Origin of the sequence: Psychrobacter sp. GW64-MNA-CIBAN-0177, assembly GCF_040309585.1 — a bacterium.
In the GTDB taxonomy this organism is placed as follows: domain Bacteria; phylum Pseudomonadota; class Gammaproteobacteria; order Pseudomonadales; family Moraxellaceae; genus Psychrobacter; species Psychrobacter okhotskensis.
The window spans coordinates 1-15,618 of the sequence record NZ_JBEOOY010000016.1; the positions used below are offsets into that span (position 1 = coordinate 1).

14 protein-coding genes are annotated in these 15,618 nt (G+C 43.7%); 7 read left to right on the forward strand and 7 right to left on the reverse strand.

The window, feature by feature from the left end; genetic code table 11:
- Window positions 1-36: 36 nt before the first annotated feature.
- From AAEY79_RS10225 to mnmA, 3 genes are all read right to left on the reverse strand, one after another.
- Entirely contained in the window at window positions 37-345 is a 309-nt protein-coding gene (locus tag AAEY79_RS10225; RefSeq protein ID WP_352288240.1) for a hypothetical protein, read from the reverse strand.
- A gap of 164 nt (window positions 346-509) precedes the next feature.
- Complete coding sequence (locus tag AAEY79_RS10230) at window positions 510-1,304, reverse strand: hypothetical protein (RefSeq protein WP_201577679.1); 795 nt, start codon at window positions 1,302-1,304, stop codon at window positions 510-512.
- 354 nt (window positions 1,305-1,658) lie between these two features.
- Window positions 1,659-2,882 carry a tRNA 2-thiouridine(34) synthase MnmA gene (mnmA, locus tag AAEY79_RS10235; RefSeq protein WP_407074193.1) on the reverse strand — a complete coding sequence of 408 codons (1,224 nt, stop codon included), beginning with the start codon at window positions 2,880-2,882 and terminating at the stop codon, window positions 1,659-1,661.
- 291 nt (window positions 2,883-3,173) lie between these two features.
- Here mnmA and ispF point away from each other — a divergent pair, with 291 nt between their 5' ends.
- From ispF to AAEY79_RS10270, 7 genes are all read left to right on the forward strand, one after another.
- Window positions 3,174-3,677 (forward strand): 2-C-methyl-D-erythritol 2,4-cyclodiphosphate synthase, encoded by a 504-nt coding sequence (gene ispF / locus AAEY79_RS10240; RefSeq protein ID WP_201566763.1) that lies wholly within the window; start codon window positions 3,174-3,176, stop codon window positions 3,675-3,677.
- A gap of 135 nt (window positions 3,678-3,812) precedes the next feature.
- On the forward strand, window positions 3,813-4,163 hold the full coding sequence (gene grxD, locus AAEY79_RS10245; protein WP_025653310.1) for a Grx4 family monothiol glutaredoxin: 351 nt from the start codon (window positions 3,813-3,815) through the stop codon (window positions 4,161-4,163).
- Window positions 4,164-4,361: 198 nt separating this feature from the next.
- Window positions 4,362-4,949 (forward strand): hypothetical protein, encoded by a 588-nt coding sequence (locus tag AAEY79_RS10250; protein ID WP_025653311.1) that lies wholly within the window; start codon window positions 4,362-4,364, stop codon window positions 4,947-4,949.
- Between the two features lie 66 nt (window positions 4,950-5,015).
- Complete coding sequence (mnmG, locus tag AAEY79_RS10255; RefSeq protein ID WP_025653312.1) at window positions 5,016-6,914, forward strand: tRNA uridine-5-carboxymethylaminomethyl(34) synthesis enzyme MnmG; 1,899 nt, start codon at window positions 5,016-5,018, stop codon at window positions 6,912-6,914.
- Between the two features lie 216 nt (window positions 6,915-7,130).
- On the forward strand, window positions 7,131-7,340 hold the full coding sequence (locus AAEY79_RS10260; RefSeq protein WP_025653313.1) for a ChaB family protein: 210 nt from the start codon (window positions 7,131-7,133) through the stop codon (window positions 7,338-7,340).
- A gap of 144 nt (window positions 7,341-7,484) precedes the next feature.
- Window positions 7,485-8,444, forward strand: coding sequence for an AEC family transporter (locus tag AAEY79_RS10265; RefSeq protein ID WP_352288243.1), 960 nt, complete (start codon window positions 7,485-7,487; stop codon window positions 8,442-8,444).
- Between the two features lie 66 nt (window positions 8,445-8,510).
- Window positions 8,511-9,542: an ornithine cyclodeaminase family protein gene (locus AAEY79_RS10270; protein ID WP_025652794.1), complete on the forward strand. Its 1,032-nt coding sequence runs from the start codon at window positions 8,511-8,513 to the stop codon at window positions 9,540-9,542.
- Window positions 9,543-9,812: 270 nt separating this feature from the next.
- Here the strand turns inward: AAEY79_RS10270 and AAEY79_RS10275 are convergent, their stop codons facing one another.
- The 4 genes from AAEY79_RS10275 to katG form a co-directional block, all read right to left on the reverse strand.
- Window positions 9,813-9,959, reverse strand: coding sequence for a hypothetical protein (locus AAEY79_RS10275; protein ID WP_156915630.1), 147 nt, complete (start codon window positions 9,957-9,959; stop codon window positions 9,813-9,815).
- A gap of 30 nt (window positions 9,960-9,989) precedes the next feature.
- The gene (locus AAEY79_RS10280) at window positions 9,990-11,009 is read right to left on the reverse strand and encodes an LLM class flavin-dependent oxidoreductase (RefSeq protein WP_025652793.1); all 1,020 of its coding nucleotides are present in this window, start codon (window positions 11,007-11,009) and stop codon (window positions 9,990-9,992) included.
- Between the two features lie 496 nt (window positions 11,010-11,505).
- Window positions 11,506-12,438, reverse strand: coding sequence for a LysR substrate-binding domain-containing protein (locus AAEY79_RS10285; RefSeq protein ID WP_025652792.1), 933 nt, complete (start codon window positions 12,436-12,438; stop codon window positions 11,506-11,508).
- Window positions 12,439-12,738: 300 nt separating this feature from the next.
- A complete protein-coding gene (gene katG, locus AAEY79_RS10290) occupies window positions 12,739-14,931 on the reverse strand; it encodes a catalase/peroxidase HPI (RefSeq protein ID WP_350588355.1) in 2,193 nt (730 codons plus the stop codon).
- Window positions 14,932-15,618: the final 687 nt, after the last annotated feature.

A 15,618-nucleotide genomic window follows, 5' to 3' on the forward strand; every position in this document is an offset into this window, starting at 1 on the left:
TTTATGATTATGTTTGATGATCGTATTAGTAAGCATTTAATCTAAATGGCAGTTACACAGAATTTGGGATGGTCTCACTAGCCGAACTCTACTAGCGACGCTCCCTGTTTTAACTAAAACACCTGCTTCATTGCTATCGAATGTACCATTAAAATAATTACTATTACTGCTATAAGGAGCGCCTACCTTGTCTGGGTCAGCAGCGCTATCGCTGATACCACCGTTATCATTAAATACCGTACCAGAAAATATATAATTTAAGGGCTCGCTCTCTACTCCAAAGCTGATCCATTCGTTATACGTCTCACCAACCGTCTCTCCTGTCAAGCCGTTACTACCATTCATGATACCTTCATAAGTTAAGGTAACAGTGCTCGCATTTCTTACTGCCACTACGTAGTTACTGGCACTGTTTTCAATACCATAGCTGATATATTTACCACCATCGGCAATATTTGATGTTAAAGGAGGGTAGGTAGTCTGATTATTAGGGCTGGTTGAAGTCGATTTTATAATGTTTGAAAAGGTTGGCGTCGGCGGTAAAAAGCCAGTGGCACCGCTTCGAACACTGACTTCTCCACCCGTAGTGCTAGGTCTATATACATTACCGCCCTGATTGGTACCGTTAAGAAAGTCAAAACGATAAAAATATAGCTTATTGCCACTATTTTCGCGTAATTGAAATGAGGTTGTGGGTCGTTATAAATAAAGTTATTAGTGTTAGCTGGATCTCTTTTACCCATAAAATAATCCCCCATGGCTTCATAGTAATAGGGAACACTTGGGTTTGTTCTAACACTTGCTTGAACCGCTCGACTGTTTAAAGTGCTTTTAGTAAAATTTAAAGTATGTTGCGCAACCTCTGAGTTACCGCTGGTCGTGTAGCTGGCTTGACCAATCTTAATAGTATGGATAGCCGTGTTGTCATTAGGAGTAATGGTAAAGGTATAAGTAAATTTATCATTGCTGACATTAGTATCTGCAAGGTTGCTAATCTCTATACCATTGGTCCCTGTAGCTGGAAGACCTGTAGGCTTTATCTCAACATTACTTAGATAACCGCGAGTATTATTGTTAATACGTGTGAGCGTAAAACTACCAGTTGCACCTGAGCCAGCAGCTATATAAGTGCCAGAAGCTGTACCGTTTGATAGACTACGGCTGGTTACAGTAATAGTGCCCATATCTTGCGGTGCTGCGTATGCTTGACAAGAACCTATCACAATAATAAAGGCGATAGGATACTTCATAGGCATATTCAAAGTCTTTGCAGAATCAAAGATTGAGGAAAAACGATAGCTCATGAAATATCCTGAAGTAAATTAGACGCACTATTGTAAATACGACAGATGAGAGTATATGTCGCCATATCTATTTATAGCACAATTTCATAGAGTTACCGCGCAAAAACTGACTAAAGGGTAGTATTACTTAGATTAGCGGTAAGTGTGTTTATGTAAGATTTGTTATATAAATGTTTTTAGAGCGTGTTCTCATTTTAAAAATGGTCATAAAAATGAGATAAATTGCAGTCAAACGAGGAAAATAGCGCAAATAATATCGAGATATTAATCAGCTACTTAACGATGTTTGGCAAAAATTTAGCCATTTTCAGCCCATTTAGATACAATCGCTTGGATTGAGGACACGGCCTAGTATTAATTAAGGGTAGAAAGTGGCGCATCAATAGAAGCAATTACACCACCGCCTAGACAAACCTCATCAATATAAAATACCGCTGATTGGCCAGGAGTGACGGCACGCTGTGGCTCATCAAATACCACTCGTATTTCACTACCGTCATCTTTCATTGCAAACACGCGACAAGCTTGGTCAGGCTGACGATAGCGAGACTTTGCCATACAGCGTAAGCCATCTTGGGTAAAGATATCAGCAGGCGGCAGACCATCGACCCAATCGAGCTTATAAGCTTGTAGCTCGTTACTTAGCATCATTGGATGCTCGTGACCTTGACCGACGATTAAGCGGTTTTTGTCTAAGTCTTTTGCGAGTACAAACCAAGGTTCTTCAGGGCGATCTTTGACGCCACCAATACCGATGCCACCGCGCTGACCTAAGGTATAATACATAAGTCCATCATGGGAGCCGATAATGTGGCCATCGTCAGTGACGATATCGCCTTTTTGGGCAGGCAAGTACTGCTGTAAAAAGTCTTTAAAGCGGCGCTCACCAATAAAGCAAATGCCCGTTGAGTCTTTTTTATGAGCTGTAATTAAGTCGTGCTCTTCCGCGATTTGACGCACGACCGGTTTTTCAAGCTCACCGACTGGGAACAGGGTTTTGGCAATTTTGTCGCCGCCAACGGCATGTAAAAAGTAACTTTGGTCTTTATTGTTATCAAGACCACGTAATAGCTGCGCGACTTCCATACCATTGTCATTTTTGTAATTCACACTACGGCGCGTATAATGACCGGTAGCGATATAATCAGCACCTAGAGTGAGTGCGTAGTCTAAAAACGCCTTAAATTTAATCTCTTTATTGCATAAAATGTCAGGATTGGGTGTACGTCCTGCTTTGTATTCCGCTAAGAAGTGCTCAAATACTCGATCCCAATATTCCATGGCAAAATTGGCGGTGTGTAGCTTGATGCCTATCTTGTCACAAACGGCTTGCGCATCGGCTAAGTCATCCATCGCTGTGCAGTATTCGGTGCCGTCATCTTCTTCCCAGTTCTTCATGAATAGACCTTCCACCTTAAAGCCTGCTTGCTGTAGCAAAACGGCAGACACGGAAGAATCGACCCCGCCTGACATACCGACAATCACATGTTTGCTGCTAGGATTGTCAATATCGGCAAGCGTCAAAGGGCGCTGGGCACTAAAAGAATCAGAAACGGATATGCTTGAAGTATTTGGCATGACTGACATAGAACGGCTCAACTTTTTATACCTTGTCCAAATTTGACATAAAGTTTGAAATACCACTGACCTTACTACAACGCCTTTAATAGGCTTAGTAAGTTGACAGGGTCATCTCATCGTTTAGACTTATCTCTTGGACGGGGTATTATGATAAAATAAGCGTCACATTATACCAGTTAATTTAAAACTGGTGGCGAGCTATGCGGCCTGACTGTCAGAAAATAGCTTTGAAAATTTAGATAATGATTGTCAATTATTTTAATCACGCCTAATTAATTTGGAATAATAATGATAAAGATTGGTCAAGGTATTGATGTGCATGCTTTTCATAATAATGGTCAGCAGCAGCAATATGTCATCTTAGCGGGTGTGCCTATTGAGCATAGCCATAGTCTACTGGCGCACTCTGATGGCGATGTGGTATTACACGCACTTGCTGATGCCTTACTTGGGGCATTAGCGCTTGGTGATATTGGGCAGCATTTTCCGGATACTGATGCGGCGCATGCTGGCTTGGACTCGCGAGTATTGCTACGCTACGTCTATAGCAAGGTGCAAGCGGCAGGATATATGCTTGGTAATGCTGATATTACGGTGATGTGTGAGCGCCCCAAACTGGCTCCACACAATCAAGCCATGCGCGAGAATATCGCCAGTGACTTACAAACTGATATTGGACATGTCAGTGTCAAAGCCACAACGACTGAAAAACTAGGTTTTACCGGTCGGCAAGAGGGCATTATGGCCAATGCCGTGGTATTATTAGTGCCTAATGTCGTCGAAGCCAAATAACGATTGGCTGGACCAGTATATAGATTTTGCTTGTAATACCGTGTCAATCGCCCCATGTATCAACCATATCTTCATAGTACTATTTTGTCATATAAATAACCATTTCAATGAACCGCTTTATCAATAGGAGCTTTTATGAGTGAGCAAACCCCAAATACCGCTGCAAACGATGTTGAACAACTGATCCGTGATCAAATTAAAGACAATAAAGTCATTCTTTATATGAAAGGGACACCGCAGTTTCCACAGTGTGGTTTTTCTGCTAAATCGATTGAGGTACTTACCCAAATCGGTCGTCCATTTGCCTTTGTCAATATTTTAGAAAACCCAGAAATCCGTGCAACATTACCAAAAATTGCCAACTGGCCAACGTTTCCACAATTATGGATTGATGGCGAGTTGATGGGCGGTTCTGACATCATTTTACAAATGTATCAATCAGGTGAGCTTAAGCCGTTGGTTGAAGCAAACAGCCCTGCTGCTTAATATTTACTCGCATGATTAGACTAACTTAATGTCTAAACGCAAAGCGTGATATCAAAGCACAGTGAACCCGAATGACCTTTCTTAATAGATTGAAATGGTTATTCGGGTTTTTTATTGTCTGTGCAATTGATTGTTTTTATAGGTTTTAACCCCATATAGTGTTCAAGATAAATCCAGTTTATATAATAAGAGAGACTTATGAATAATCAATTAAATAATAATGAACTTACTGAACCACAAGTTGCTGATCAAGAAAATGATCAAAAAAATAAGCAACAAGAAGTGATCAAGCAAGCGGCTATCGAGAAGCGCCGTGAACACCTAAAAAATGAATCTACGCGTATTATTGATATTGCGGGCAATGAGCCGAATTCAGCACTTAAATGTATCCATCAGCTCAGTGTGGCAGGCGGTGCAACTGAAGCGACTTATGTAGCCATTGAGCAGCGTGTCGTTGCGGATCAAGACACGGCTGGTGCTTATCACCTAGCATTAATGGCACAAAATACGCCAGATTTGCCGATTGATGCGCGTCAGCTAATTGAATTGGTTGTCAATAGGGGTGATAACGATCAGCGCTTGGCATTACTCAAAAACTTACCACTGCCACCCGTTGAACTGATTAAAGGTCAGATCTTAGCCAGTGATGACGGTGATGCGATTGGGCAGATGAATGCCTACTTGCAGATTAATCCAGAGGGTTATGGTAGTCAGCATATGCTAGGTAGTGGTCACGCAGATCGCATTGTACCGCTGAGTCCTGGTAATAATATGAATACCGACTAAAAATTGCTATAATTGGTGACTATTTTTCTCTATTTATATTGACGTTATCTGTCAAGCGAGGCATGCATGCAATATCCAAAACATTACGACGTGGTAGTTATCGGTGGCGGTCACGCCGGTACTGAAGCTGCTCTGGCGGCCGCACGTATGGGCGCGCAGACCTTGCTGTTGACGCATAATATTGAGACGCTGGGGCAGATGAGCTGTAATCCAGCGATTGGTGGTATCGGTAAATCACACTTGGTACGTGAGATTGATGCGTTGGGCGGTGCCATGGCATTGGCGACGGACAAAGCAGGTATTCAGTTTCGTGTATTGAACAGTCGTAAAGGCGCTGCCGTGCGCGCGACCCGTGCGCAAGCAGATCGCATTTTGTACAAAGCCGCCATCCGTGAAACGCTAGAAAACCAGCCTAATCTTGATTTATTCCAACAAGGTGCTGATGATATTTTGGTAGAAAATGGTCGCGCGACGGCGGTTGTCACCTCGACTGGCATTATCTTTAATACCGAAACTGTGGTACTGACTTCAGGAACCTTCTTGGGCGGTGTCATTCACATTGGTCTTGAGAACTCAAAAGGCGGACGCGCAGGGGATCAACCTTCGATCAAGTTGGCTGACCGTTTGCGTGAGCTTAAGCTGCCAGTTGGACGTTTAAAGACTGGCACACCCGCACGTATCGATGCACGTAGCGTTGACTTTAGTGTGATGACCGTACAGCCAGGCGATACGCCATTGCCAGTGATGAGTTATATGGGTGATGTGTCGATGCATCCTGAGCAGGTCAACTGCTATATCACCCATACCAATGCGCGTACCCATGACATTATCCGTGAGAATTTAGATCGCTCACCGATGTTCTCTGGCAAAATCGAAGGCGTGGGTCCACGTTATTGCCCATCGATTGAAGATAAGATTCACCGCTTTGCTGATAAAGACAGTCATCAAATCTTTATTGAGCCAGAAGGTCTGACGACGCATGAGCTGTATCCAAACGGCATCTCGACCAGCTTACCATTTGATGTGCAATTAGACTTTATTCATAGTATGAAAGGGTTAGAGAACGCGCACATTACCCGTCCCGGTTATGCGATTGAATACGATTATTTTGATCCACAAAACCTCAAGCCAACGCTTGAGACCAAATCTATTGATCGTTTGTACTTCGCAGGTCAAATCAACGGTACGACGGGTTACGAAGAAGCAGGCGTGCAGGGTTTGCTAGCAGGAACGAATGCTGCACTCGTCACTAGCAATAATAGCGAGTTTGAAACGTGGACACCGCGCCGTGATGAAGCTTATCTTGGTGTGCTTGTCGACGATCTTATCACTCATGGCACAACTGAGCCGTATCGTATGTTTACTAGCCGTGCAGAATATCGTTTGCTCTTGCGTGAAGACAATGCTGATCAACGCTTGACTGAGACGGGCCGTAAGCTTGGCTTGGTTGATGATGAGCGCTGGCAGGCTTACGAGCAGAAAATGGAATCTATCGCTACTGAGTCTGCTCGCCTAAAAGATATGTGGGCAACCCCTGCCAATGCTCTAGGGCAAAAAGTCACTGAGCAAACAGGCGAAGTACTTAGCAAAGAAGCAACTGCTTTTGATCTGCTCAAACGTCCGCAAATCCACTTTGCCGATATCGCTTCGATTACTGATTCGCAAGTCGATGCACAGGTGGGTGAGCAGATTGAAATTTCTGTCAAGTACGCCGGCTACATTGATCGTCAGCAAGAAGAGATTGATCAAATGAAGCGCTTGGAGAACACCGCGCTACCTGTTGATTTTGATTATAGCATCGTGTCAGGGCTATCAAATGAGATTGTGCAGAAGCTCACGCAAGTCCGTCCTGCTACACTTGCCCAAGCTGGGCGCGTGAGTGGAGTCACGCCTGCCGCCATTCAATTATTAGCCATGACCGTCAAGAAGCAGAAAAAAGTCGCAGCAGCTTTAAATTTGTCGTAAAACATCACTAAAAAAAGAACAATGAATAAAGAATGATAAAAAGAGCTCATAACGTTGTTTAGTTATGGGCTCTTTTTATGGTAAAGCGCCTAACAATATTCTTAACAATTTAAAAACAGCATAATATGGCTCTATTCTGTTTTGAGAACAAATAATAGGTAGAATAGAATGATTAAAGATGATGTCGATAGTCGATTACAGACAAGGAATGCTTTTATGCCTTATGATAAATTATCAGACTTACCGGATGCGGTAAAAGACAACTTACCCAAACACGCACAAGAAATCTTTCGTGCGGCGTTTAATAGTGCGAGTAAACAGTATGATGAGGAGTCACGTTGGTTTGCGACCGCATGGTCTGCCGTTGAGAATGTCTACGAAAAAAGTGCTGACGGTAAATGGGTCAAAAAACCAGATCATAAATAGATATGCACTACACTGTAATATCTCATTCTATAATGTAGCACTCTATAACATTTAATCTTCCATTATTTAATCCGACCTATAACAAGTATATGCTCATGGCTTTGACAACATAGCTTTGAGCATATTGCTGATCCGAGCTTATCTATGATCGAAGCCATTGTTTTTGCGATTACTATTGTACTGCCCAACCTTGTGTTAATGGGGTTGGGGTTTTTTATGCAAATACGCGGCGAGGCAAGCCAGAGCTTTATCGATCAATCTTCAAACTTCGTCTTTAATTACTGTCTGCCTTGTTTGCTTTTCTTCAGTGTCGTCGATAGTAATGTGGATTATGGCAAGCAAATTACCCTGATAGTTGCTGGTATTTTAGTGACTTTTATTCTATTTATTGGGGCAGAGATTTACGCCAAGCATTTTGTCAGTCGTCCCGTAGATCAAGGAGTGTTTGTACAAGGTATATTTCGTAGCAATATGGCCATTATTGGACTGGCGACAGTTGCCAATGCCTACGGAGAGCGCGGTTTAAGTATTGGTGCGGTATATATGGGTGTGGTGACGATATTATTTAATATTTTAGCTGTGATTACCCTCAGTCGCGTGTCGAAAAGCGTGGACGATACGTGGGTTAGTCGTAGCACCATGATCATCAAAAAACTCTTTACCAATCCATTAATCATCGCTTTACTAGCTGCCTTTGCTTATAAGGCGTTGCCGCTACCACCGATAACAGGTGTGATTCATACGACTGGCGACTTACTAGCGGCCGTAGCATTACCATTAGCACTGATTTGTGCAGGCGCCAGTATTGACTTAAAGTCGATGCTACATCCTTCAGGATTATCCATGCAAGCCAGTATTGGCCGTATCGTCATCGCGCCAATAATCGCTATCGCAGTAGGATTGAGCTTCGAGCTAACGGGCGTTCATATGGGCGTGCTGTTTTTGATGGCCGCCTCACCTACAGCGGCCGCCAGCTACGTGATGGCAAAAGCCATGGGTGGCAATGATGTATTAGCCGCCAATATCTTAGCGTTTACCACCGTCGTAGGCATGTTTGGCATGGCGATTGGTGCGGCGATGTTACGTGCTTTAGGGTGGATGTAGTGGTTGTTTTAGCATGATAAGATAAGAGAGCAGTTCAATAATAAAATATAAACAGGAGCTATGTTAATGCAATTATTAAATCAAGCGGTCGTGACCGAACATCTTAATATGCAAGCTGCGATTGAAGCGATTGAAACCTTGTTAACTCAGCAAGCAGCACACCCTAATTGGGTTAAAGCACCTGAACGTTTGGTTATCGAGACGTTTAGTGAAGATAAGCTTCACAGTTCAGGCTCGCATTTATCGATGCCAGCCACGATTTATGATGGTGAAAAAGAGTATACCGCTGTCAAGCTCGTCACAATTTGCCCTGATAACCCTAGTCGTGATATGCCAACGACCACCGCTATTATTACCGTCTCTAATAATGATACGGGTGAAATATTAGCGATTATGGATGGTATCTATATCACGCAGGTGCGCACGGCCGCCTTATCAGGTATCGCTACTAAGTATATGACAAAGTCTGACTGCCAAAGTGTAGCTGTCGTTGGCTGCGGCGGCATGGCTTACGAGCAACTGCATGCCGTACTGACAGTGCGCCCCGATATTAAAACGGTCTATTTATGGAACAGAAACCACGAAGGAGCCGAGCAATTTAAGATAAAATTTGCTCGTGATTATGCGCAGTGGGATGTTGACATTCAGGTTTGCAACGAAATCAGTGAGGCTGTCTGTCATGCGGATATCATTAACGTAGCGACCCGTGCAACCGAAGGTTTATTTAGTATCGATCAAATAAAATCTGATGCGCATATCAACGCGGTTGGTGCTTATCAACCTTCAATGAAAGAAATCAGCAATGATGTCATAGCTGGCAGCAGTATGGTTGTCGTTGATGACTTGGCCGGCAGTCGCCATGAGGCTGGCGATTTGATTCAAGCGCATGCTGCTTCTGATTGCGTATGGACTTGGGATGACCTTAGTGGCAATTTGCAAGCGCTGGTAACGAGCGAGCTAAAAGAAGAGACGACTCAGTCTAAAAAAGGCATCACGTTATTTAAATCGGTGGGCGCGGCTAGTTTCGATGCGGCAGTCGCTTTATATGTCGCTAAGCAAGCTGCAAAACAGAACCTCGGCTCATCAGTTGATTGGTGATACGTTTTATAATAGACCAATCAGGGTGTGTCTTCGCTTCAATTTATAGTCATTTAAATGTGATAAAAACGATTAAACGTTGCTAAACGGCGTCAAATAGCTGGTTGATATTTCAATAGTATCTACACTATTTTTCTTGTTTAAAGGTAATTTATCGCATGTTTATCACCATTTTTAAAATGAAGTCATCTTTCGTAAAAGCGCTATATATTTATTAGCAATAAAAAAGCCCTCTTTTCAAATAAGAAAAGAGGGCTTTTGACATTAGCCTTAGTTATCTCTATCGCGCTTATCTTCACGGCGCTGTTTGCGTTTTGGGCTGGTACGATACGTTAAATATCCACCAACAACCATAACGGCGATAAATGCTGCGATGTACAAAAATATTGATGAACCAATAAAAGCAGAGGGTTCCATGACCATAATCTCATTAAAAGTTATCAATAATTATGCAAGTGCCGCTGCCGATTGTAAAGTAAACAAGTTTAGCTCAGGTGTAAGTTCAAGTGAACGCAAACGCGCTGCTTGATTATGAACGTTGGCCGTTACAATCAACTCATCTGGCTCATATTGGGCCAGAAAATTAGCCAGTTTGGGCTTGACCGTTTCAACAGAGCCGATGAACGAGATCGATAGCGCGTTGTCTACCATCATCTTCTCTGCTTGACTCCAAATACTATCCATATCGTGGGTTGGTTTTGGCATTTGCCCTGTTTCACCTCGGCGTAAACGCACAAAGCTCTGCTGTGCTGAGGTAAAGTGATAATGGGCAGTTGCATCGTCATCAGCCAGTAGTAAGTTCGCTGCCACCATCACATAAGGCTTGTCTAAATAGGCTGACGGCTTGAACTGCTCGCGGTAAGTTGTGATAGCTTGACTGAGCATTTGCGGCGCAAAATGCGAGGCGAACACGTAAGGCAGTCCTAAATGTGCGGCCAAGGTCGCTCCAAAAAGTGAAGATCCGAGTATCCAGATAGGAATGTTTGATTTGGCGCCAGGGAATGCTTGCACAGGACTGTTGTCAGTTGAATTTCCTAAGAAGTACATTAATTCTTGCACGTCTTGCGGGAAGCGTTCAGCGTCGCTCATCTGCCGACGTAGCGCCTGAAAAGTCGCCCCATCTGTACCAGGAGCGCGGCCTAAGCCTAAGTCAATACGGTCGCCATATAACGCTTGTAATGTGCCGAATTGCTCAGCGATCACGAGCGGTGCATGGTTAGGAAGCATCACGCCGCCTGCGCCAATACGTATTCGCTTGGTTTGACTACCAATATGCGCTAGCAGCACCGAGGTTGCTGCACTCGCAATACCGGGCATATTGTGATGTTCTGCCATCCAATAACGGTTTAAGCCGACTTTTTCTGCAAGCTGTGCGGTCTCAACCGTCTGGGCGATACCTTCAGCAATGGTATGACCTTCAGGAACGGGGGCTAAGTCTAAAAAGGATAAAGGAATTGTGTTACTCATAGATCACCTGTGTTTCTAACGCCGCTTTTTAACGACATTATTATATTTGTATTTGAGGGTGGTAAGGATAAACGGCAGCAGTGCTTATTTGTGAATGTGCAACAAGTTGTGAATGTTCAACAAACTCTAAATAAATAGTGGCTTTTCATGTCGAAACAATATTGAAAGTACAACAAGGCCAGTTCATCGTTGCTAGTGGTGTAAGGTTGCGATGTGCTACCTGTTTAATAGTTATTATGATGGGGCAGTTGCGGGCAATATCAAGGTCAAAAGTTAGAACGATAACAAATCTTAATAATCTAATAGCGTGTACAGATTAGAATATTTAGCCGCTTTTAGTCCATTTAGTCGTGTTGGTTCTTATTGAAGGCACGTCTTTTTAGGCATAAAAATTAACGGCATCGCTATCTATTGATAACGATGCCGTCAGTCTGTACTGTCTGATATTTATTAAAATGTTTACAGCGAGGGTAAAAACAATGATTAAGCAGATAGCCTATTCTGGATTAAATTGCTTTTGGCATAATTCCATAAAAGCGCGCCCGTATTGGCGGATTTCTGCATCATCCCGTACCGCCATCCAACTGGTAAAGCGCCCGAAATGATCCACCGGAATCGCCGTTAAGTTCTGATAATGGCTTGGCTCAAAAGCCATCTCGGCTATAATACCAATGCCTAAACCAAGACCAACATAAGTGCTAATTACATCAGCATCGAGCGCTGCTAAAACAATATCTGGCTCAAGACCTGCATCCGTAAAGGTTTTATCAATCGCACCGCGTCCGGTAAAACCACCATGATAGGTAACAATTGGATAGCTGGCGAGGGTCGGCAAATCAATAGACTCGTGACTGGCAAGCTCATGATCGCTTGGCACAATAACGCGATGCGTCCAGTCATAATAGCGATAACAGCGCAGATAGTTATTATGGAGCAACGACTCGGTTGCAATACCGATGTCAGCTTGCCCGCGTATCACCATCTGGGCGATGGTCTCAGGATCAGCCTGTTGCAAGATTAAATTCACTTTAGGAAAACGTTCTTTAAATTCTTTGACCACTTGCGGCAATACATAACGTGCCTGCGTATGAGTAGTGGCAATGGTTAAGGTACCGACATTGGGGTTGTTAAAGTCGAGGCTTAGATTCTCAATCGTACGGATTTCAGCAAAGATAGACTCGATATGCGGCATGAGCGCTGTGCCCATGGTCGTCAGACCGGTCAAACGCTTGCCTTGACGCACGAATACTTCAGTTTTTAGTTGGTTTTCAAGCGCTGCGATATGCTTGGATAAGCTTGATTGACTGGTGTGCAGTACTGTCGCCGCTTGGCTTAAGTTATAGCCATTAATCACCGTATGCCACACCGTCTCCAACTGCTTGAGCTGAATTTGCAAGTGCCGCTGATTGACCACTACGTCGATTGCCATAACTGAATCCTATTGTATAAATATACAAACCCTGTCTGTATATAAAAGTAAAAACCTACGAATATGCCGTAAGCGACCAGTGTAAATCAAATCTATTATTCTTGTATATAATAAATAGCTATCAATTAATAATAATTGGGAATATAGAAATTGTAATCTAATTGCTAGCGAGTTTTGAAATTTCAATAAAAGTGCATTATTCAAAAAAAACAGCTACCTTCTAAAAGATAGCTGTTTGTAAAGTTTGGATTTAATTATTAAGGCAAACCTTAGTGAACATGTCAAACTGAGCACAGAAGGTTAGTCAGCGATATCAAAACGATCGGCGTTCATTACTTTACTCCAAGCGCCGACGAAGTCATGAACGAACTTCTCTAAATTGTCATCCTGCGCGTATAGCTCAGCATAAGCGCGTAGTATAGAGTTGGAGCCAAACACTAAGTCCACACGGCTCGCTTGCCATTTCGTTTTTCCAGTGCCACGTTCGCGTACTTCATAAAGGTTAGAGGTGTTACGAGCATCGTCGCTGGTTTTGATAGGATGCCAAGTGTTATTCATATCCGTCAGATTAACGAAGAAGTCATTGGTAAGCACGCCAGCACGCTCAGTAAAGACGCCATGTTGACTCTGACCATGGTTGGTATCGAGAACGCGCATACCACCAATCAATACCACCATCTCAGGAGCAGTTAAGCCCATCAACTGAGTGCGATCCAGCAGCATCTCTTCAGGTGATACCGCGTAGTCGCCTTGAACCCAATTACGATAGCCGTCGTGTAAGGGCTCCAAATCTGCAAAAGATTCCGCATCGGTCATTGATGCGTCAGCATCACCGCGACCTGGGTTAAACGGTACTGTAATGTCTACGCCGGCATCATTAGCTGCCTGTTCAAGAGCGGCGTTACCACTCAACACAATAAGGTCTGCCAAGCTAACGTCTTTATCAAAGCCAGACTGGATGCTGGTTAACGTCTCGAGCACACGTTGCAATTGCTCAGGCTCATTGCCTGCCCAGTCTTTTTGCGGGGCAAGGCGAATACGCGCACCATTGGCACCGCCGCGATAGTCTGAGGCACGGAAGGTTCGGGCGCTATCCCAAGCAGTGATAATCAACTCTCGGCGGCTCAAGTCACTGTCTAATATTTGCGATTTTAAAGCTGCAATATCATCAGCGGTTAAGTCAGTATTGCCTTTAGGAACGATATCCTGCCATATGAAGTCCTCGCTTGGCACGTCTGCGCCTAAGTAGCGAGCTTTTGGACCTAAATCACGATGCGTTAGTTTGAACCACGCTTTGGCAAAGACCTCATCGAAGTACTCTGGATCTTGATGGAATTTCTCTGAAATTTCACGATAGATAGGGTCTTTTTTTAGCGCCATATCGGCATCGGTCATGATTGGGTTGCGGCGTACGCTTGAGTCATGCGCATCTAATGGGCGATCTTCTTCACGAATATCGGTAGGCTCCCATTGCCAAGCGCCTGCTGGGCTTTTGGTTAGCTCCCAGTTATAACCTAAGAGTAACTCAAAATAATTGTAATCCCATTGGGTAGGATTGGTCGTCCATGCACCTTCGATACCGCTCGATACCGTATCGCCTGCATTGCCACTACCTTTAGGATTGCGCCAGCCTAAGCCTTGTTCGGCGACATCAGCTGCTTCTGGCTCATCTTCTAATATCGTCGCATCACCATTACCATGACATTTACCAACGGTATGACCACCAGCGGTCAACGCCACGGTTTCTTCATCGTTCATCGACATACGAGCAAAGGTCGTACGCATATCTTGCGCTGTTTTGAGCGGGTCAGGGTTGCCATCGACCCCTTCAGGGTTGACATAAATCAAGCCCATTTGTACCGCTGCTAACGGGTTTTCGAGTGACGCACGATCTTCATCGCTATCGTAACGGTTTTCTGTAGCGGCGAGCCATTCACGCTCAGAGCCCCAGTAGATATCTTTTTCTGGATGCCAGATGTCAGCACGACCACCAGCGAAACCTAGGGTTTTAAAGCCCATTGACTCATAGGCCATGTTGCCTGCCAAAATCATTAAGTCAGCCCAAGACAGTTTATTGCCGTATTTTTTCTTGATAGGCCATAGTAAGCGACGCGCTTTGTCTAAGTTGACGTTGTCAGGCCAGCTGTTCAATGGCGCAAAGCGTTGATTACCAGTGTTGGAGCCGCCGCGGCCATCAGCACTACGATACGTACCAGCCGAATGCCATGCCATACGAATCATCAAACCACCATAATGCCCCCAATCTGCTGGCCACCATTCTTGTGATTCAGTCATTAAGTTTTTCAAATCTTGTTTGACGGCTTCTAGGTCGAGCTGCTTAAAGGCCTCAGCATAGTCAAAGTCCGCACCCATGGGATTAGTCTTTTGATCTTGCTGATGTAAGATGTCCAAGTTCAAGCTGTTCGGCCACCAATCAGTTGCTGTAGAAGCAGCAGTAGTGTGTGCTTGATGCATGACAGGACAGCCGCCCATACTAGGGCGCTGCGGCGCATGCGTATGGTCTACGTTTTCACTATGAATCGTCGGACCTTTATCATCACCTTGGTCATAAGTTGTGTTAGTGGCGGCACCATTATTGTTATTGCTTTCATGATCGATAGGGCAACGTGCAGCGTCTGGGGTCGCATTTTTGTCAGCTGAGCTGGGGGTCGAGTTGGACATTGAATAACTCCTGGGCGGTAGTGAGAGAAAGGAAAAATAGCTAGCTATGGTAATTTTTAGAAGTGACGTTTATTAGTAGTGAAGCTTGCTGATATATGTATGCCTATACGTGAAGCATAACTAAGTACCATGTATTTATAAAACTGATATATAAGAATCATAAGTTTTAAATAACCAATCATAAGCGGTTTTAATTTTTTGTCCTACTCAATATGCTGTAAACGCCATTCCCCCTTATCAATAACGCCACTCGCGTTGATTTCATTCTTTTTATATACAAATAGGTTAATAGTTAACGACTTACTTATTTACTTATTTTTAACATCATAAGAAGCATAAGAAAAAATCAGGATAAATTTACCCTTCATTGCAGACTATCACATTCCATGTGGCGACTGTGAAATAGCATTTTTGACGAAGTGCTGTCTATGATAAGTTAATGCAAAAATATCTAGTCAAGGTAAGCGTTCTCAAGTACCATAATTGAATTTTGTGGTA

Coding starts and splice junctions, on each gene's coding strand:
- AAEY79_RS10225 (WP_352288240.1), bottom strand. CDS start 345: ATGAATGGTAGTAACGGCTTGACAGGAGAGACGGTTGGTGAGACGTAT.
- AAEY79_RS10230 (WP_201577679.1), bottom strand. CDS start 1,304: ATGAGCTATCGTTTTTCCTCAATCTTTGATTCTGCAAAGACTTTGAAT.
- mnmA (WP_407074193.1), bottom strand. CDS start 2,882: ATGCCAAATACTTCAAGCATATCCGTTTCTGATTCTTTTAGTGCCCAG.
- ispF (WP_201566763.1), top strand. CDS start 3,174: ATGATAAAGATTGGTCAAGGTATTGATGTGCATGCTTTTCATAATAAT.
- grxD (WP_025653310.1), top strand. CDS start 3,813: ATGAGTGAGCAAACCCCAAATACCGCTGCAAACGATGTTGAACAACTG.
- AAEY79_RS10250 (WP_025653311.1), top strand. CDS start 4,362: ATGAATAATCAATTAAATAATAATGAACTTACTGAACCACAAGTTGCT.
- mnmG (WP_025653312.1), top strand. CDS start 5,016: ATGCAATATCCAAAACATTACGACGTGGTAGTTATCGGTGGCGGTCAC.
- AAEY79_RS10260 (WP_025653313.1), top strand. CDS start 7,131: ATGCCTTATGATAAATTATCAGACTTACCGGATGCGGTAAAAGACAAC.
- AAEY79_RS10265 (WP_352288243.1), top strand. CDS start 7,485: ATGATCGAAGCCATTGTTTTTGCGATTACTATTGTACTGCCCAACCTT.
- AAEY79_RS10270 (WP_025652794.1), top strand. CDS start 8,511: ATGCAATTATTAAATCAAGCGGTCGTGACCGAACATCTTAATATGCAA.
- AAEY79_RS10275 (WP_156915630.1), bottom strand. CDS start 9,959: ATGGAACCCTCTGCTTTTATTGGTTCATCAATATTTTTGTACATCGCA.
- AAEY79_RS10280 (WP_025652793.1), bottom strand. CDS start 11,009: ATGAGTAACACAATTCCTTTATCCTTTTTAGACTTAGCCCCCGTTCCT.
- AAEY79_RS10285 (WP_025652792.1), bottom strand. CDS start 12,438: ATGGCAATCGACGTAGTGGTCAATCAGCGGCACTTGCAAATTCAGCTC.
- katG (WP_350588355.1), bottom strand. CDS start 14,931: ATGGGCGGCTGTCCTGTCATGCATCAAGCACACACTACTGCTGCTTCT.